Source organism: Streptomyces sp. NBC_00252, assembly GCF_036187565.1.
Lineage (GTDB): Bacteria > Actinomycetota > Actinomycetes > Streptomycetales > Streptomycetaceae > Streptomyces.
This window is the reverse complement of record NZ_CP108087.1, coordinates 4,136,967-4,154,096: the sequence shown is the minus strand read 5'-3', so window position 1 is coordinate 4,154,096 and position 17,130 is coordinate 4,136,967. Positions and strand designations below refer to the sequence as shown.

The following is a 17,130-nucleotide window of genomic DNA, read 5'->3' as shown; positions in this document are numbered from 1 at the left end:
GCCCTTTTCTGTGACCGGACTGTCCGTTTTCTGAGGTCGGCTCCGGAGACCGGGCCCTGTGACAGGTCTGTGACAGTCGGGGGACACGTCCATGAAGTGACCCCGGCAGGATTTTCGGCACAGGCAAGGAACCACGCCGGAACATCCGAACACCGGGCAAGTCCACTACGGGGGGCGCGAGATGAGCACGCTGCACAGCACCAGCAACAACGCAGTCATCACGCGTCTGCACGACGTCACCCGGGGTTCGGAGAAGTCCGGCGCTGTGAGCGGGCGGGGGTGCGCTCGCAGCGCCGGGCGTCAGCACACCGGTTACATGACGGTGGTTGACGCGCACACGGGGGAGGCGCACGGGGGAAGCGGGTACAGGGAGGACACGGGGGAGCGTCGTTCGCTGTCGGAGGCGGAGTTCACCGCCTACGTCCAGGAGCGCCGCGCCTCCCTGTACGCGACCGCCTACCACCTGACCGGCGACCGCTTCGAGGCCGAGGACCTGCTGCAGAGCGCGCTGTTCTCGACGTACAGGGCGTGGGACCGGATCAGCGACAAGGCCGCGGTCGGGGGCTACCTCCGCCGCACCATGACGAACCTGCACATCAGCGCGTGGCGCCGCCGCAAGCTGAACGAGTACCCGACCGAGGAGCTGCCGGAGACGCCCGGCGACACGGACGCGATGCGCGGCACGGAGCTGCGCGCGGTCCTGTGGCAGGCGCTGTCCCGGCTGCCGGAACTCCAGCGCACCATGCTGGTCCTCCGCTACTACGAGGGCCGCACGGACCCGGAGATCGCGGAGATCCTCGACATCAGTGTCGGCACGGTGAAGTCCAGCATCTGGCGGTCGCTCCGCCGTATGCGCGAGGACGAGGTCCTCAGCTTCGGCCGTGACGAGGAAGACGCCTTCGGGGAGCTTGTCGCCTGAGGGTTCGGGGGGGAGTAGGTAACGGGGGAGGTCCGGGGGACCACGGGGGATCGGTACCGGGGGGTGCCGACGGGGTCACCGGGACCACGGGGGGGGAAACACGGGGGAAGTACCACGGGGGAACGGAAGAGCGGGACTGGAGGGCCGGGGGGTCCGTCCAGTCCCGCTCTTTTCGTACCCGGTCAGGTGCTGGGCGTGGGAGCAGCCGCAGGGCGCCGCCCCACCGCCGCGGCGGCCAGCCGGCCCAGTGCCTCGTCCTTGCCGCAGGCGTACGCGCCGAGCCCGGTCTGCCGGGCCACGATCGACCGCTCCAGCCGCATCAGCCGCCAGCCCCGCCGCACCAGGAACGGCACGGACTTACGGCCCTCCTTGAGATCCCGCAGGAAACGGCGCCGGAAGGTGCGCACCGGACCCCGGCTCAGACACAGCGCGTCCGCGAGCACGCCCAGTTCCTGGCAGCGGGTGATGACCTCGGCGGCGAAGATGCCCTCGGCTATGAACAGCGGGGTACGGCCCACGTCGACCGCCTCCGTGCCCGTGCGCGCGCTGAGCGAGAGGTCGTAGACCGGCACGTTCGTACGGCCCGTGCGGCACAGCTCGACGATCGCGGTGACCGCGACGTCCGCGTCCCAGGAGTCGGGGTGGTCCCAGTCGATGTCCGAACTCCCCGCCACCAGCGGCAGAGTCGGGTCGTCGCCCTCTTTGTAGAAGTCGTCGAGCCGCAGCACGGGCAGGCCGGACCGGGCGGAGACGAGGGACTTGCCGGAACCCGAGGGGCCGCACAGCAGCACGACACGGGCCGGTGACGGGGAAAGGATGCTCACGGGACACCAGTTTGACGCATTCCGTACGTCCTGCCGACCCCGCGGGTCGCCAGTGGAACGCGCATCACACGTCAACTACCCTTCGTGCTGACCTGATTACCCTGCGCACCAGAAGGTGGCACCAGCAATGGCACGACACACGTCCTCCCAGCATCCGACCGCCCAGCGGGCCCTGGTCGCCCTCGCGACCGCCGGAGTCGCCCTCGGTGCGGGGGCGGCGTCGGCCGCCGCGGACACCTCGCCGGTGGCCGACATGGTGCGGACGCGGCCCACGTCCCTGGGCAAGATCGACCCCGCGGCGGGGCTCGGTGCCCTGACCGGCACGGTGGGTTACGTCACCGGGCCGGTTGCCGGTCTCAAGCCCAACCCCCTTGCGGGTACGGGAGTCGACCCGCTCGACAACGGGGTCGCCACCCAGCTCGCGGACTTTCAGCCGCTTGCCTCGCAGGCGTTGACCGGGCCGGTCGCCGAGGCTCAGTCGATCGGGAGCATGCCGGTGGTGGGGCAGGTGACCGGGTTGCTCGGGGGGTGAGGTGCGGGGGTGGGTCGGGGGACTGCGGACCTGGTGCCGGGTGTTCGTCCGTCGTGACTGGTCGCGCAGTTCCCCGCGCCCCTGCTGAGCGGCCTGCGGCCTGCTCAGTAGGACGAGCCGCCTGCCCCCAGTGAACCCGTGGGGTGCCAGACCGTCTTCGTCTCCAGGAAGGCTGTCAGGCGGTCGATGCCCGGGGTCTCCGAGTAGTCCACAGGCTGTGGACGGAGGACCCGCTTGAGGTTGTCGGCCGCTGCGATCTCCAGGTCCTTCGCCAGTACGTCGTCCGCGCCCGCCAAGTCGATGGCGTTGACGTCCTGGTGGGCGGCCAAGGGGGTCGCGATCTCCGCCGTCGCGCCGGAGAGGATGTTGACCACTCCGCCGGGCAGGTCGGAGGTGGCCAGGACCTCGCCCAACGACAGGGCGGGGAGCGGGGACTTCTCGCTGGCGATGACGACGACCGTGTTGCCGGTCGCGATCGCCGGGGCCACCACCGAGACCAGGCCGAGGAACGAGGAGTCCTGGGGGGCCAGGACGGTCACCACGCCCGTCGGCTCGGGGGAGGAGAGGTTGAAGTACGGGCCCGCCACCGGGTTCGCGCCGCCGACCACCTGCGCGATCTTGTCCGTCCAGCCCGCGTACCAGACCCAGCGGTCGATCGCCGCGTCGACCACGGCGGCCGCCTTCGCCTTCGACAGGCCCTCCGCGTCCGCGACCTCACGCGCGAACTGGTCCCTGCGGCCCTCCAGCATCTCGGCGATGCGGTAGAGGATCTGGCCGCGGTTGTACGCCGTCGCGCCGGACCAGCCGCCGAACGCCTTGCGCGCCGCCACGACCGCGTCACGCGCGTCCTTGCGGGAGGACCGCGGTGCGTTCGCGAGCCACTTGCCCTTTGAGTCCGTCACTTCGTACACCCGGCCGCTCTCACTACGGGGGAACTTGCCCCCGACGTACAGCTTGTAGGTCTTGAAGACACTCAGACGCTGCTGTTCGGACTTCTCAGACATCGAGGTACGCCTCCAGGCCGTGGCGACCGCCCTCGCGGCCGAAGCCCGACTCCTTGTAACCGCCGAACGGCGAGGTCGGGTCGAACTTGTTGAACGTGTTGGACCACACCACGCCCGCGCGCAGCTTGTTCGCGACGGCCAGGATGCGGGAGCCCTTCTCGGTCCAGATGCCCGCAGAGAGGCCGTACTGCGTGTTGTTGGCCTTCGCCACCGCCTCGTCGGGTGTACGGAAGGTCAGCACCGACAGCACCGGGCCGAAGATCTCGTCGCGGGCCACGGTGTGCGCCTGGGTGACGTTCGTGAAGAGCGTCGGGGCGAACCAGTAGCCGGAGGACGGGAGTTCACAGGGCGCGGACCAGCGCTCGGCGCCCTCCGCCTCGCCCTGCTCGACGAGCGAGGTGATCCGCGCGAGCTGCTCGGCGGAGTTGATCGCGCCGATGTCGGTGTTCTTGTCGAGCGGGTCGCCGAGGCGGAGCGTGGAGAGCCTGCGCTTCAGGGAGTCCAACAGCTCGTCCTGGATGGACTCCTGGACGAGGAGACGCGAGCCCGCGCAGCAGACCTGGCCCTGGTTGAAGAAGATGCCGGTGACGATCCCCTCCACCGCCTGGTCGATGGGGGCGTCGTCGAAGACGATGTTCGCGCCCTTGCCGCCGAGTTCGAGGGTGACCTTCTTGCGGGTGCCCGCGACCGTCCGCGCGATCTCCTTGCCGACCGCCGTGGAACCGGTGAAGGCGACCTTGTTCACGTCCGGGTGCGCGACCAGCGCGGCGCCCGAATCGCCGTAGCCCGGAAGGATGTTGACGACACCCTTGGGAAGGCCGGCCTGGCGGCAGATGTCCGCGAAGAACAGCGCCGACAGGGGAGTGGTCTCGGCGGGCTTCAGGGCGACCGTGTTGCCGGTCGCGAGGGCCGGGGCGATCTTCCACGCGAGCATCAGCAGGGGGAAGTTCCAGGGGATGACCTGGCCCGCGACACCGAGCGGCCGCGGGTTCGCCCCGAAGCCGGCGTGGTCCAGCTTGTCGGCCCAGCCCGCGTAGTAGAAGAAGTGCGCGGCGACCAGGGGGAGGTCGGCGTCGCGCGTCTCCTTGATGGGCTTGCCGTTGTCCAGGGTCTCCAGGACGGCCAGTTCGCGGCTGCGCTCCTGGATGATCCGGGCGATGCGGAACAGGTACTTCGAGCGCTCGGAGCCGGGCAGCGCCGACCATTTCTCGAAGGCCTTGCGGGCGGCCTTCACCGCGCGGTCCACGTCCGCCTCGCCCGCCTGGGCGATCTCGGAGAGGACCTCCTCGGTCGAGGGGGAGACGGTCTTGAAGACCTTGCCGTCGGCCGCCTCGGTGAACTCGCCGTCGATGAACAGGCCGTAGGAAGGCGCGATGTCGACGACGGAGCGGGACTCGGGCGCCGGTGCGTAGTCAAATGCGGATGCCATGTGGATCAGTCCACCGTCACGTAGTCGGGGCCGGAGTAGCGGCCGGTGGCCAGCTTCTGACGCTGCATCAGCAGATCGTTCAGGAGCGAGGACGCGCCGAAGCGGAACCAGTGGTTGTCCAGCCAGTCCTCGCCCGCCGTCTCGTTGACGATGACCAGGAACTTGACGGCGTCCTTGGAGGTGCGGATACCGCCCGCGGGCTTCACGCCGACCTGGACACCGGTCTGGGCGCGGAAGTCGCGCACCGCCTCCAGCATCAGCAGGGTGTTCGCGGGGGTCGCGTTCACGGCGACCTTGCCGGTGGACGTCTTGATGAAGTCCGCGCCGGCCAGCATGCCGAGCCAGGAGGCGCGGCGGATGTTGTCGTACGTCGACAACTCGCCGGTCTCGAAGATGACCTTCAGGCGCGCGGCGCCCGAGGCCTCCTTCACGGCGACGATCTCGTCGTAGACCTTCATGTACCTGCCCGCGAGGAACGCCCCGCGGTCGATGACCATGTCGATCTCGTCGGCGCCCGCGGCGACCGCGTCCCGCACGTCGGCCAGCTTCACGTCGAGCGCGGCGCGGCCGGCCGGGAAGGCGGTGGCGACGGAGGCGACCTTCACGGAGGAACCGGCGACGGCCTCCTTGGCGGTGGCCACCATGTCGGGGTAGACGCACACGGCCGCGGTCGAGGGGCTCGTGCGGTCGGTCGGGTCGGGGCGGACCGCCTTGGCGCCGAGCGCCCGGACCTTGCCCGGGGTGTCCGCGCCTTCCAGCGTCGTCAGGTCGACCATCGAGATGGCGAGGTCGATGGCGTACGCCTTCGCGGTGGTCTTGATGGAACGGGTCCCGAGCGAGGCGGCACGCGCCTCCAGGCCGACCGCGTCGACGCCGGGCAGCCCGTGGAGGAAACGGCGCAGCGTGCTGTCGGAAGCCGTTACCTCGCCGAGTGCGTGTGCAGCAGCAGGTGCAGTGGTGGGCATGGTCACCACCCGAGCATATCTACGCGCGTAGCAGCTGTACACCCCGGGCAAGTGGTCCCACCTAGGGGGCGCGGGGAACTGCGCGACCGGCCACAGAGCACCCGAGGTCGCGAACGCACACGGCCCCAACGGCGACCGTGCGCACCCCTGAGGCACAATCGGCACCATGACGACCCCGCTCCCCGTGCAAAAAGACCGGATCTACCGCTCCCCCGCGGGCCTCGTCGCCGGTGCCCTCCTCCTGGTCATCGTCGGCTGGCTGGGCATCGACGCCCTCGCGAGCGGCCACGGCCGCACCCCGTGGCTCGCGCTCGCCGGTCTGATCCTCGTCGTACCGGTCCTCGTGGCGTTCACCCTCCGCCCGGCCGTGTACGCCAACGAGAACCGCCTCCGCGTCCGCAACCCCTTCCGGGTCGTCGTGCTGCCGTGGGGCGAGATCGCCAGCCTGCGTTCCGGGTTCTCGAACGAGGTCGTCACGAAGGCGGGCGCCAAGTTCCAGCTGTGGGCGGTGCCCGTCTCGCTGCGGGCCCGCAAGAAGGCGGCACGGCGCGAGGCGAAGGCCGCGGCGGAGGCGGCGGGCACGCAGCGCGGCGGCCGGGCCGGAGGCCTCGGCTTCGGCGGCGCGCTCGGCGGCTTCGGCGGCGGCATGGGCGCGGGCAGCGCCATGCGGGGCGGGACCGCGCAGGCCGGGCCCACGCGTGCGGAGTCCGACCAGATCATGACCGACCTGCGCGAGCTGCTGGAGGGCCGGGCGGAGGCCGAGTCCGCACAGGGCGAGGTCACCGTGCGCTGGGCGTACGAGGTGATCGCACCGGCGGTCGCGGGCGCGGTGCTCCTGGCGATCCTGCTGGCGACGGGCTGACCGGACGGGCGCCGCCCGCCCCCCGCGCTCACCCTCCTCACCCTGGGATGTCATGACCACGAACGTCCGGGAGCCGTCGCTGCTGCCCGCCTCCGCGATACCCGACGGATGCGCGGCCTGGAACGGCGAGCACGCGCGCGCGTGGACCGCTGCGGCGCTGCCGTCGTGGGTCCCGGTCCGGCCGCGGCGCTGGTCCCTCGAACTGACCCTCTGGTGCGCCGTGTTGGCCGCCTTCGGCCTGCTGGCCACGACGGATCTCCCCCCTGACCTGGTCGCCCTGCTGCCGCTCCAGGTCGTCTGGTGGCTGTGGCGCCCCGAGGCCGTACGGTTCTCCGGCCCCGCGCTGGTCGTCCTGGTGGCGGCGCGGGGGACCGGGCTGCCGTGGCCGGCCCTGGTCGGTGCCGCCCTGCTGGTCCTCGCCTCCGTGACGGCCACCGAGCTACGGGCACGCGCGCGTGCACGCCAGCGGGACAGCGCCCTGGCGGCGGCGGACGGCGTCACGGCCGTACTGCCGGACACGGACGTACCGGTACGCCGGGGCGGCCTGTTCCTCAAGCTCGGCGCCGGTCTGGCCGTACCCGGTGTCGTCCTGCTCGCCACCTCCGGCCTCTGGCACGGGACCGATGACCGTCAACTGGCTTTCGCGGAGGGCCTGTTCGCGCTCGGCCTGGCTCTCACCCTGCTCCTCTCCGGCACCCTCGGCCGCCGCCGCGCGACCGCCCTGCGCACGACCCCTGCACCCGTACTGCGCGTCCTCGTCGGCAAGGACGAGCACGAGGACGCGGTGATCTACGCGGCGGACGACCCGCAGGCGCTACGGCCGCTGTTCACCGTCGCGACGCGGGCGGCACGCGACGACGAGGGGGAGGGGGACGACCAGGGCGACGAGGCGGCTCGGGAGGAGCTGGAGGAACTCCTCGAAGCGGCCGGCGCTCCCAGCCCCGGCCCCCTGCGCGAGGCCGTCCTCTATGGCGCGCCCTACGACGGCGCCGAGATCCTGCTGGTCGGCGCGGCGGAGGAGCCCGGTGAGCCGCCGGAGGCCGAGTGGTCGACCGGGCCCGTGCGGCCGTTGCCGGAGGGTACGGCGGGACGGCGGCGCGCCCGGGAGGAGCGGGCGGCGGTCCGGAAGGCACGGGACGAGGAACTGGCCGTGGCCGTGCGGGCGGAGACCGCCGTGGTGCCGGTGCGGCAGTGGCGGGCGGGGGCGGTGGACCGGCTGGCGGCCTTCCTGACGGCGCTGTGGTGTGCGGGGTACTTCCTGCTGGCGATCGACGACAGCCTCTGGTTCCGGGCCCTGCTGCTCCTCACCGGCCTGATGTGCGCCGTCCGCGTCCCCGTCAAACTCCGCTGGCGCGTCACCGCCGACCGCACCGGCATCTGGCTGAACCGGCTGCGCGCCCCGCGTCACATCCCCTGGGACGACCTCCGCGCGGCCCGCCGCGAGTCCTTCGAGCTCCAGCTGCGCGTGCGGGACGGCGACAACTGGGCGGTGGCCGCGCCCCGTTGGCCCTGGCTCCAGCGCAGACGCCGACTCGTCCATCCCTACGACGCGTTGGCCGCCGAACTCTCCGCGATGATCGCCGACCCCGCCCTCCGTCCCACCGGCGAGAGCGGTGCGAAGGAGCGCGGGCGCCCGCTGTGGCCGTTCGCCGTGATCCTCGGTATCGCCTGGACCGCGGTGCTCGTCACCCGGTGGCTGCCCTGACCCCGGTGCGGGCCAGGCACGACGGGCACCCCACCGCCTACGACGACGGTCGGATACCGGCCGCGGCCGACAGATCCCGCTTGATGGTCGCGAGCGTCTCGGAAGCCTCGTCCCGGGCGGCCGGGAGGTCGGCGTGCGTGGCGACCGGCACCACGACCTCCAGGTAGCACTTCAGCTTGGGCTCGGTGCCGCTGGGCCGGACGATGACCCGGGCGCCGTCGAGCGTGTACCGCAGCCCGTCCGTGGGCGGCAGTGCCTCGGTCCCCTCGGTCAGGTCCTCGGCCCTGGTGACGGCCAGCCCGGCGAGCGCGGTCGGCGGCTGCTCGCGCAACCGCCGCATGGCGTCCGCGATGACCGACAAGTCCTCGACCCGCACGGAGAGTTGATCGGTGGCGTGCAGCCCGTGCTCCACGGCGAGGTCGTCGAGGAGGTCGGTCAGATCACGCCCCTCGGCCTTCAACTCCGAGGCCAGTTCGGTGATCAGGAGGGCGGCGGTGATGCCGTCCTTGTCCCGCACACCGTCGGGGTCGACGCAGTAGCCGAGGGCTTCCTCGTAGCCGTAGCGCAGACCGTCCACGCGGGCGATCCACTTGAAGCCGGTGAGGGTCTCCTCGTAGGGCAGGCCCGCCTTCTCGGCGATACGGCCGAGGAGGGACGAGGAGACGATCGACTCGGCGAACGTGCCCTGGGCGCCGCGCCGTACGAGGTGCGCGGCGAGCAGCGAGCCGACCTCGTCGCCGCGCAGCATGCGCCAACTGCCGCCCTGGGTGCGGTCCTTGACGGCGGCGGCGCAGCGGTCGGCGTCCGGGTCGTTGGCGATGATCAGGTCCGGGTCGCTCGCGCGGGCCTGCGCGAAGGCGAGGTCCATCGCGCCGGGCTCCTCCGGGTTGGGGAACGCGACGGTCGGGAAGTCCGGGTCGGGCTCGGCCTGTTCGGCGACGAGCACGGGCTCGGGGAACCCGGCCCGCGCGAACGCGGCCAGCAGCACGTCCTTGCCGACGCCGTGCATCGCCGTGTAGACGGTGCGGGCGGTACGCGGGGAGTCCGGGGCGAGGACGGCGTCCGTGCGGGCGAGATAGGCGTCCAGGACGCCCTCGTCGAGGATCTCCCACCCTTCCGCCGGGCGGGGCACGTCGTGCAGGGACCCGATCGCGTCGATCTCGGCGGCGATCTCCGCGTCGGCCGGGGGCACGATCTGGGAGCCGTCGCCGAGGTAGACCTTGTAGCCGTTGTCCCGGGGCGGGTTGTGGCTGGCGGTGACCTCGACGCCCGCGACCGCGCCCAAGTGCCGTATGGCGAAGGCGAGTACGGGGGTGGGAAGGGGCCGGGGCAGCACGGCGGCCTTCAGTCCGGCGCCGACCATCACGGCCGCGGTGTCGCGGGCGAAGTCGGCGGACTTGTGCCGCGCGTCGTAGCCGATGACGACGGTGCCGTCGGTCCCGCCGTTCTTCTTCAGGTACGCGGCGAGTCCGGCGGCGGCGCGGATGACCACCGCGCGGTTCATCCGCATGGGCCCGGCGCCCAGTTCGCCCCGCAGGCCCGCGGTGCCGAACTGGAGCGTGCCGCTGAAACGCCCGGCCAGCTCGGCGACGTCCCCGGCCTCGATGAGCTTCCCCAGCTCCTCCCGGGTATCCGCGTCGGGATCCTCGGCGAGCCAGGTCCTGGCCCGCGCGATGAGTTCGTCGTCGTGCACGGCGGGTGAGCCTTTCGTGTGGTGTGGCGGTTCTGCGTCAACGTCCTGGCCGACGGTGAACAGGTGGGTGGGTGGGAGACATCCGGGGGTTCCAGGGGGCGGGAGCCCCCTGGGGGACGGTGACTACAGCCGCCCGAGCACCTGGGCCAACAGTGCCCCCATCTGCGTGGCGGAATCCCGCCCGGCCTGAAGAACTTCCTCGTGGTTGAGCGGCTCACCCGTCATCCCCGCGGCAAGGTTCGTCACCAGGGAGATCCCCAGCACCTCCGCACCGGCCTCACGCGCGGCGATCGCCTCCAGCACGGTCGACATCCCCACCAGGTCCGCCCCGATCACCCGGGCCATGCGGATCTCGGCCGGAGTCTCGTAGTGCGGGCCGGGGAACTGGGCGTAGACACCCTCCTCCAGCGCCGGATCGATCTCCTTGCACAGCGCGCGCAGCCGAGGCGAGTACAGATCGGTGAGGTCGACGAAGTTGGCGCCGACGATCGGGGACGTGGCGGTGAGGTTGATGTGGTCGCTGATCAGCACCGGCTGCCCCGGCCGCATCCCCTCGCGGAGCCCCCCGCAGCCGTTGGTCAGCACGATGGTCTTGCAGCCCGCGGCGACGGCCGTACGGACGCCGTGCGCGACGGCGGCGACACCGCGGCCCTCGTAGTAGTGGGTGCGCCCGAGGAAGACCAGCGCGCGCTTGTCGCCGATCTTGTACGAGCGGATCCGCCCGCCGTGGCCCTCGACGGCCGGCGGCGGGAAACCGGGCAGCTCGGTGACGGGGAAGTCGGCCTCGGGTACGCCGAGGGCGTCCACGGCCGGCCCCCAGCCGGAGCCCATCACAAGGGCGACGTCGTGGGTCTCGGCGCCTGTCAGTTCGCGCAGGCGCGTGGCGGCGGCGTCAGCGGCGGCATGGGGGTCGCCCTGGATGTCGTCCGGAAGAAGAGATGCGTTCACGCGGATGAGCGTAGCCGGTTCGGGCCTACGCGCGTAGATGACAGAGCGCACGGGATGGCGATCGTTGTCTTGTCGTTTCCAACGAGACCTGTGACGCGGTTGTGTGTGGGAAACCCTCAGCAGGGGCGCTTCCGCAGCTCCATCACATAGTCGTGCGGGGCGCCGGCCGACTCGGCGGCATCCGCGAGCTCCCCGAGGTACCGGGCCGACGGGAGTCCGCCCTCGTAGCCGTTGAGGACGTACAGCCAGGCGGGCTCCTCGCCCTCCAGGGTGTGCACGCGGACCCGCATCCGGCGGTAGACGTCGAGGCCGACGCCCTCCCACCGGTCCATGGACTCCTCGTCGGGCGGCGCGATCTCGTACAGCGCGACGAAGACCTGGGAGCGCGGGGCCTCCACGATCGTCGCGAGCGCGCCCTCCCAGCCCATGTGCTCGCCGCCGAAGGTCAGCCGCCACCCGTTCAGCCAGCCCGTGGCGCGCAACGGCGAGTGCGGGGCGCGGCGGGTCATCAGCCGCGCGTCGAGATTGCCGGCGTACGCGGCGTAGAGCGACATGGTTCGAGAGTACGGCAGCGGAACCACCAGCCACTCCCGTAACCGTGGGTACTCCGACCCGACGACAGCGGACCCCCGCGGCCCCGCGGACAGCGCCCCCGTCGCCCCCGGGCAGAAGCATCTTGAAGCGTGCGGGACAATGGGGTACGTGACTCGGATCGTGATCATCGGTGGCGGACCCGGCGGCTATGAAGCGGCGCTGGTGGCAGCGCAGCTCGGCGCGGAGGTGACCGTCGTCGACTGCGACGGTCTGGGCGGGGCGTCGGTGCTGACCGACTGCGTCCCGTCGAAGACCCTTATCGCGACGGCCGAGGTGATGACCACCTTCGACTCGTCGTACGAGGAACTCGGCATCATCGTCGCCGACGACACCCCACCCCTGGAGCAGGCGGCCCGGGTCGTCGGCGTGGACCTCGGCAAGGTCAACCGCCGTGTGAAGCGCCTCGCGCTGGCCCAGTCGCACGACATCACCGCCTCCGTGACCCGGGCCGGCGCCCGTGTCATGCGCGGCCGGGGCCGGCTCGACGGCATGCAGGCCATCGACGGTTCCCGCAAGGTGATCGTGAAGGCGGCCGACGGCACCGAGGAGACCCTCGTCGCCGACGCCGTCCTCATCGCGACCGGCGGCCACCCCCGCGAGCTGGACGACGCCCGCCCCGACGGCGAGCGCATCCTCAACTGGACCCAGGTCTACGACCTCACCGAGCTCCCCGAAGAGCTGATCGTGGTCGGCTCCGGCGTCACCGGCGCCGAGTTCGCCGGCGCCTACCAGGCCCTCGGCTCCAAGGTCACCCTCGTCTCCTCCCGGGACCGCGTCCTGCCCGGCGAGGACCCGGACGCCGCCGCCGTCCTGGAGGACGTCTTCCGGCGCCGCGGCATGAACGTCATGGCCCGCTCCCGCGCCCAGTCCGCCAAGCGCGTCGGCGACAAGGTCGAGGTCACCCTCGCCGACGGCCGGGTCATCACCGGCTCTCACTGCCTGATGGCGGTCGGCGCCATCCCGAACTCCGAGGGCATGGGCCTGGAGGAGGCGGGCGTGAAGCTGCGCGAGTCGGGCCACATCTGGACCGACAAGGTCTCCCGTACGACCGCTCCGGGCGTGTACGCGGCCGGTGACGTGACCGGGATCTTCGCGCTCGCCTCGGTGGCCGCGATGCAGGGCCGGATCGCGATGTACCACTTCCTGGGCGACGCGGTGGCCCCGCTGAACCTGAAGACGGTCTCCTCGAACGTCTTCACCGACCCCGAGATCGCGACCGTCGGCTACAGCCAGGCCGACGTCGACGGCGGCAAGATCGACGCCCGCGTCGTGAAGCTCCCGCTGCTGCGCAACCCGCGCGCGAAGATGCAGGGCATCCGGGACGGCTTCGTCAAGATCTTCTGCCGCCCCGGCACCGGCATCATCGTCGGCGGAGTGGTCGTGGCGCCCCGCGCCTCGGAACTGATCCACCCCATCTCGATCGCCGTCGACAACAATCTGACGGTCGAACAGATCGCGAACGCCTTCACCGTCTACCCGTCCCTTTCGGGCTCGATCGCCGAGGTGGCCCGGCAGCTGCACACCCGCAAGGCGACGGGCGAAGTCTGAGGCAGTGCGGACTCCCCGCTGGTCACGGGGAGTTGCCGCCCATTCGCACGGCATAGGCGCGTCGACTAAGCCCTATACCACTTCTCGCCTCCCTGTGCGAACAACTTCTGCTATTCACCGCAAACAGCTGAAAGCAGACGGTCGTTGGGGTTACTGTCAGTTTCGTGTTCGCTGCAGAACGTCGCCAATTGATCCTCGAAATGGTGCGAGCGAATGGGGCCGTATCGCTCCGTGAGCTCGCCCGCGTCGTCCAGACCTCCGAAGTGACCGTACGGCGGGACGTGCGCGCACTGGAGGCAGAAGGACTCCTCGACCGCCGGCACGGCGGTGCGGTATTGCCGGGCGGGTTCACGCGGGAGTCCGGCTTTCCGCAGAAATCGCATCTCGCGACCGCCGAGAAGACGGCCATCGCCGATCTCGCCGCCAGCTTCGTCGAAGAGGGCGAAGCGATTGTGGTGGGGGCGGGTACCACCACCCAGGAGCTGGCCCGCCGGCTCGCCCGGGTGCCGGGACTGACCGTCGTCACCAACTCCCTGTTGGTGGCCCAGGCGTTGGCCCATGCCAACCGTGTGGAGGTCGTCATGACCGGGGGCACCCTGCGCGGTTCCAACTACGCGCTGGTGGGCAGCGGGGCCGAGCAGTCCCTCCAGGGGCTGCGGGTGTCCCGGGCCTTCCTCTCCGGGAGCGGGCTGACCGCCGAACGCGGCCTGTCCACGTCCAACATGCTCTCGGCGTCCGTCGACCGGGCACTCGTCCAGGCGGCGGCCGAGGTCGTCGTCCTCGCCGACCACACCAAGCTCGGCACGGACACCATGTTCCAGACCGTGCCCACGGACGTCATCACCCGCCTCGTCACCGACGAGCCCCCGGGCCACGACGACCGCGCCGCGACGGAGTTGCAGGCGCTGGCCGACCAGGGGGTGCAGATCGCTGTCGCGGGCGGTTCGGGAGCCCAGGGGGGTGATCAGACCCCGACGCGCGACCAACGCCGCCGGGATGTCCCCCTCCCGGCACCGCGACGGGGTCAAGTACCGGGCGGAGCACCGGGGTTGAGGTCGGCGGGCGTCCTTGCGGGGGAGTCCCCCGAGCGAGAACGCGCGGCGAGGGTGGCGGATTTGCGCAGGCGTTGATCGCATCGTCGGCGGGCGCGGTTATTCGGGTGCGGCGCCGTCGTGGCTGGTCGCGCAGTTCCCCGCGCCCCTTAAAAAGCAGGTCGGCTGAACGAGGCCATCTTTTAGGGGCGCGGGGAACTGCGCGACCAGCCCCCACCGGCCGGCACCCGAAAACCGAACCGAACCAGCCCTACGGCTTCAGCCCGCGCAACGTCAACGTCAGCAACCGGTCCGCCAGTTCAGCATCCCCAGGATTGCCCTCGGCCGCGAGAGCAATCGCGTGGGTCAGCTGGAGAAGGTCGCCGATCTCCACATCCCCACGCACATCACCCGCTTTCTGAGCCCGGAACAACAACGTACCGCCCGCTTCCCGAATGGGATCACTGCACCGGGCCAACGCGGACGACCCGTCACGATCGACCGCCATCAACGCCCGGGACAACCCCCGGTACTCACTCGCGTGCGTCACCATCTCCCGCAACCACGTCACCAACGCCCCACACGGCTGCGGAGCGGACAGCAACTCCCGCGACCGTACGAGGAGTTCACGAGCCGCGTCCTCGAAGACCGCGCTCATCAGGGCCTGCCGATTCGGGAAGTGCCGGTACAGCGTGCCGATACCGACCCCGGCCCGCTTCGCCACGTCCTCCAGGGACGCGTCCGTACCGTGCGCGGCGAAGCACACGCGGGCCTCGGCGAGCAGCCGCTCGTAGTTGCGGCGGGCATCCGCGCGCAGCCCGGCCGGCGGCTTGGCCATGGCTTCCACCCGCCCTCCTCGACTCGACTCGTGCCCTCAGCATGCCAGGCGTTCACCACGGAAGTGCGCGCCGCGGTGAGTGCAGAAGTGCCCGGCGAGGACAGGCCGTTCCTGTCCGCCGGGCACCTCTGGACGTGCGGTGGGGTCAGTCCTTGATCTCGCAGATCGCCGCGCCGGAGGTGACCGACGCACCGATCTCCGCGCCGAGTCCCTTGATCGTGCCGGACTTGTGCGCGTTCAGGGGCTGTTCCATCTTCATGGCCTCGAGGACGACGATGAGGTCGCCCTCCTTGACCTCCTGGCCCTCCTCGACCGCGACCTTGACGATCGTGCCCTGCATCGGCGAGGCGAGGGTGTCACCGGAGGCGACGGGCCCGGACTTCTTGGCCGCGCGGCGCTTCGGCTTGGCGCCCGCCGCGAGCCCGGTGCGGGCCAGGGACATGCCGAGCGAGACCGGGAGGGAGACCTCCAGGCGCTTGCCGCCGACCTCGACGACGATCGTCTCCCGGTCCGCGTCCTCGTCCGCCTCGGCGTCCGTGGGGGCCGCGAAGGGCTTGATGTCGTTGACGAACTCGGTCTCGATCCACCGGGTGTGGACCGTGAACGGGTCGGCGGAGCCGGTGAGTTCGGGGGCGAACGCCGGGTCCTTGACGACCGCGCGGTGGAACGGGATGGCCGTGGCCATGCCCTCGACCTGGAACTCCTCCAGCGCCCGCGCGGCCCGCTGCAGCGCCTGCTCACGGGTCGCGCCGCTGACGATCAGCTTGGCGAGGAGCGAGTCCCACGCCGGGCCGATGACCGAGCCGGACTCGACACCGGCGTCCAGGCGGACCCCCGGGCCGGACGGCGGCGCGAACAGCGTCACCGTGCCGGGCGCGGGCAGGAAGCCGCGGCCCGGGTCCTCGCCGTTGATGCGGAACTCGAAGGAGTGGCCGCGCAGTTCGGGGTCGCCGTAGCCGAGTTCCTCGCCGTCGGCGATGCGGAACATCTCGCGGACGAGGTCGATGCCGGCGACCTCCTCGGTGACCGGGTGCTCCACCTGGAGGCGGGTGTTGACCTCCAGGAAGGAGATCGTGCCGTCCTGGCCGACGAGGAACTCGACGGTCCCGGCGCCGACGTAGCCGGCCTCCTTGAGGATCGCCTTGGACGACGCGTACAGCTCGGCGACCTGGGCCTCGGAGAGGAACGGCGCGGGCGCCTCCTCGACCAGCTTCTGGTGCCTGCGCTGCAGCGAGCAGTCACGCGTGGACACGACCACCACGTTGCCGTGGGAGTCGGCCAGGCACTGGGTCTCCACGTGCCGCGGCTTGTCCAGGTAGCGCTCGACGAAGCACTCGCCGCGACCGAAGGCGGCGACCGCCTCGCGCACCGCGGAGTCGTACAGCTCGGGGACCTCCTCGAGCGTCCGGGCCACCTTCAGCCCGCGACCGCCGCCACCGAAGGCGGCCTTGATCGCGATGGGCAGCCCGTGCTGCTCGGCGAACGCCACGACCTCGTCGGAGCCGGACACCGGGTCCGGCGTGCCGGCCACCAGCGGGGCACCGGCGCGCTGCGCGATGTGCCGGGCGGCGACCTTGTCACCGAGGTCACGGATCGCCTGCGGCGGCGGTCCGATCCAGATCAGGTCCGCGTCGAGCACGGCCTGAGCGAACTCCGCGTTCTCCGACAGGAATCCGTAGCCGGGGTGGATGGCGTCGGCACCGGACTCGCGGGCCGCGTTGAGGACCTTGGTGATGTCCAGGTAGCTGCTCGCCGGTGTGTCACCGCCCAGGGCGAACGCCTCATCCGCGGCGCGGACATGCAGAGCGTCCCGGTCCGGGTCGGCGTATACGGCCACGCTCGCGATCCCGGCGTCCCGGCAGGCCCGGGCTACGCGGACAGCGATTTCGCCACGATTGGCGATGAGCACCTTGCGCACGATTGAGGCTCCCTCCTTGAAACAAGCCGAGTTTAGGGACTGCCGACACGGCGCATCGACCCGTCCCCAATGGTGAGCTTGCCCACACGGAGCGTGATTCGAGGCTCGCTCGACCCGCGAAATCCCTTGTCGCACCTAGGTGCCCAGGACTCCTCGGGGAAACCCTAGCCCTCCGATGTGGTCAAGGTCTCTGTGAGAGCGTGCCGCGCCCCACTCCGTTTCTTTGTGGAGTCCCTACGAATGGCCCAATGATTCTTTGCCCCCATCACAACCCTTGTCCCGCGGTTTACCCGTTAGTAGCGTTCGGCTTGTCCTGAACG

At 71.1% G+C, this 17,130-nt stretch carries 15 protein-coding genes; 6 read left to right on the top strand and 9 right to left on the bottom strand.

Annotated elements, in window-relative coordinates:
- Positions 1–181: 181 nt before the first annotated feature.
- Positions 182–919 carry a SigE family RNA polymerase sigma factor gene (locus OHT77_RS17905; protein WP_328829478.1) on the top strand — a complete coding sequence of 246 codons (738 nt, stop codon included), beginning with the start codon at positions 182–184 and terminating at the stop codon, positions 917–919.
- A 182-nt stretch (positions 920–1,101) separates the two neighbouring features.
- Here OHT77_RS17905 and OHT77_RS17900 read toward each other — a convergent pair whose 3' ends face one another.
- Positions 1,102–1,743: a uridine kinase family protein gene (locus OHT77_RS17900; protein WP_328829477.1), complete on the bottom strand. Its 642-nt coding sequence runs from the start codon at positions 1,741–1,743 to the stop codon at positions 1,102–1,104.
- Positions 1,744–1,870: 127 nt separating this feature from the next.
- On the opposite strand from OHT77_RS17900, the gene OHT77_RS17895 reads away from it, so the two are divergent.
- Positions 1,871–2,275: a hypothetical protein gene (locus OHT77_RS17895; protein ID WP_328829475.1), complete on the top strand. Its 405-nt coding sequence runs from the start codon at positions 1,871–1,873 to the stop codon at positions 2,273–2,275.
- Positions 2,276–2,379: 104 nt separating this feature from the next.
- On the opposite strand, the gene OHT77_RS17890 is transcribed toward OHT77_RS17895, so the two are convergent.
- From OHT77_RS17890 to deoC, 3 genes are read right to left on the bottom strand one after another with little or no spacing between them, the layout of a single operon-like run.
- Complete coding sequence (locus OHT77_RS17890; protein ID WP_328829473.1) at positions 2,380–3,279, bottom strand: aldehyde dehydrogenase family protein; 900 nt, start codon at positions 3,277–3,279, stop codon at positions 2,380–2,382.
- A complete protein-coding gene (locus OHT77_RS17885; RefSeq protein WP_328829471.1) occupies positions 3,272–4,708 on the bottom strand; it encodes an aldehyde dehydrogenase family protein in 1,437 nt (478 codons plus the stop codon). The genes OHT77_RS17890 and OHT77_RS17885 overlap by 8 nt, the downstream gene beginning before the upstream one ends.
- Before the next feature lie 5 nt (positions 4,709–4,713).
- A complete protein-coding gene (gene deoC, locus OHT77_RS17880) occupies positions 4,714–5,673 on the bottom strand; it encodes a deoxyribose-phosphate aldolase (RefSeq protein WP_328829470.1) in 960 nt (319 codons plus the stop codon).
- Positions 5,674–5,839: 166 nt separating this feature from the next.
- Between deoC and OHT77_RS17875 the strand changes: the two genes are divergently transcribed.
- Positions 5,840–6,535, top strand: coding sequence for a PH domain-containing protein (locus OHT77_RS17875; RefSeq protein ID WP_328829469.1), 696 nt, complete (start codon positions 5,840–5,842; stop codon positions 6,533–6,535).
- A gap of 52 nt (positions 6,536–6,587) precedes the next feature.
- Positions 6,588–8,240, top strand: a complete 1,653-nt coding sequence (locus tag OHT77_RS17870; protein ID WP_328829468.1) for a hypothetical protein — start codon at positions 6,588–6,590, stop codon at positions 8,238–8,240.
- Between the two features lie 37 nt (positions 8,241–8,277).
- Here the strand turns inward: OHT77_RS17870 and OHT77_RS17865 are convergent, their stop codons facing one another.
- From OHT77_RS17865 to OHT77_RS17855, 3 genes are all read right to left on the bottom strand, one after another.
- Positions 8,278–9,933: a phospho-sugar mutase gene (locus tag OHT77_RS17865; RefSeq protein ID WP_328829467.1), complete on the bottom strand. Its 1,656-nt coding sequence runs from the start codon at positions 9,931–9,933 to the stop codon at positions 8,278–8,280.
- Positions 9,934–10,056: 123 nt separating this feature from the next.
- Positions 10,057–10,881: a purine-nucleoside phosphorylase gene (locus tag OHT77_RS17860; protein WP_266771830.1), complete on the bottom strand. Its 825-nt coding sequence runs from the start codon at positions 10,879–10,881 to the stop codon at positions 10,057–10,059.
- 116 nt (positions 10,882–10,997) lie between these two features.
- Positions 10,998–11,435, bottom strand: coding sequence for a gamma-glutamylcyclotransferase (locus tag OHT77_RS17855; protein ID WP_266771832.1), 438 nt, complete (start codon positions 11,433–11,435; stop codon positions 10,998–11,000).
- A gap of 139 nt (positions 11,436–11,574) precedes the next feature.
- Here OHT77_RS17855 and OHT77_RS17850 point away from each other — a divergent pair, with 139 nt between their 5' ends.
- Both OHT77_RS17850 and OHT77_RS17845 read left to right on the top strand, forming a co-directional pair.
- Complete coding sequence (locus tag OHT77_RS17850; RefSeq protein ID WP_266771834.1) at positions 11,575–13,023, top strand: NAD(P)H-quinone dehydrogenase; 1,449 nt, start codon at positions 11,575–11,577, stop codon at positions 13,021–13,023.
- Between the two features lie 164 nt (positions 13,024–13,187).
- A complete protein-coding gene (locus tag OHT77_RS17845) occupies positions 13,188–14,153 on the top strand; it encodes a DeoR/GlpR family DNA-binding transcription regulator (RefSeq protein ID WP_328829466.1) in 966 nt (321 codons plus the stop codon).
- Positions 14,154–14,325: 172 nt separating this feature from the next.
- On the opposite strand, the gene OHT77_RS17840 is transcribed toward OHT77_RS17845, so the two are convergent.
- Together OHT77_RS17840 and OHT77_RS17835 are read right to left on the bottom strand one after the other, a co-directional pair.
- On the bottom strand, positions 14,326–14,892 hold the full coding sequence (locus OHT77_RS17840) for a TetR/AcrR family transcriptional regulator (RefSeq protein ID WP_328829464.1): 567 nt from the start codon (positions 14,890–14,892) through the stop codon (positions 14,326–14,328).
- Between the two features lie 145 nt (positions 14,893–15,037).
- Positions 15,038–16,810 (bottom strand): acetyl/propionyl/methylcrotonyl-CoA carboxylase subunit alpha, encoded by a 1,773-nt coding sequence (locus OHT77_RS17835; RefSeq protein WP_328829462.1) that lies wholly within the window; start codon positions 16,808–16,810, stop codon positions 15,038–15,040.
- Positions 16,811–17,130 lie beyond the last annotated feature (320 nt).

Coding starts and splice junctions, on each gene's coding strand:
- OHT77_RS17905 (WP_328829478.1), top strand. CDS start 182: ATGAGCACGCTGCACAGCACCAGCAACAACGCAGTCATCACGCGTCTG.
- OHT77_RS17875 (WP_328829469.1), top strand. CDS start 5,840: ATGACGACCCCGCTCCCCGTGCAAAAAGACCGGATCTACCGCTCCCCC.
- OHT77_RS17885 (WP_328829471.1), bottom strand. CDS start 4,708: ATGGCATCCGCATTTGACTACGCACCGGCGCCCGAGTCCCGCTCCGTC.
- deoC (WP_328829470.1), bottom strand. CDS start 5,673: ATGCCCACCACTGCACCTGCTGCTGCACACGCACTCGGCGAGGTAACG.
- OHT77_RS17840 (WP_328829464.1), bottom strand. CDS start 14,892: ATGGCCAAGCCGCCGGCCGGGCTGCGCGCGGATGCCCGCCGCAACTAC.
- OHT77_RS17850 (WP_266771834.1), top strand. CDS start 11,575: ATGGGGTACGTGACTCGGATCGTGATCATCGGTGGCGGACCCGGCGGC.
- OHT77_RS17890 (WP_328829473.1), bottom strand. CDS start 3,279: ATGTCTGAGAAGTCCGAACAGCAGCGTCTGAGTGTCTTCAAGACCTAC.
- OHT77_RS17895 (WP_328829475.1), top strand. CDS start 1,871: ATGGCACGACACACGTCCTCCCAGCATCCGACCGCCCAGCGGGCCCTG.
- OHT77_RS17870 (WP_328829468.1), top strand. CDS start 6,588: ATGACCACGAACGTCCGGGAGCCGTCGCTGCTGCCCGCCTCCGCGATA.
- OHT77_RS17855 (WP_266771832.1), bottom strand. CDS start 11,435: ATGTCGCTCTACGCCGCGTACGCCGGCAATCTCGACGCGCGGCTGATG.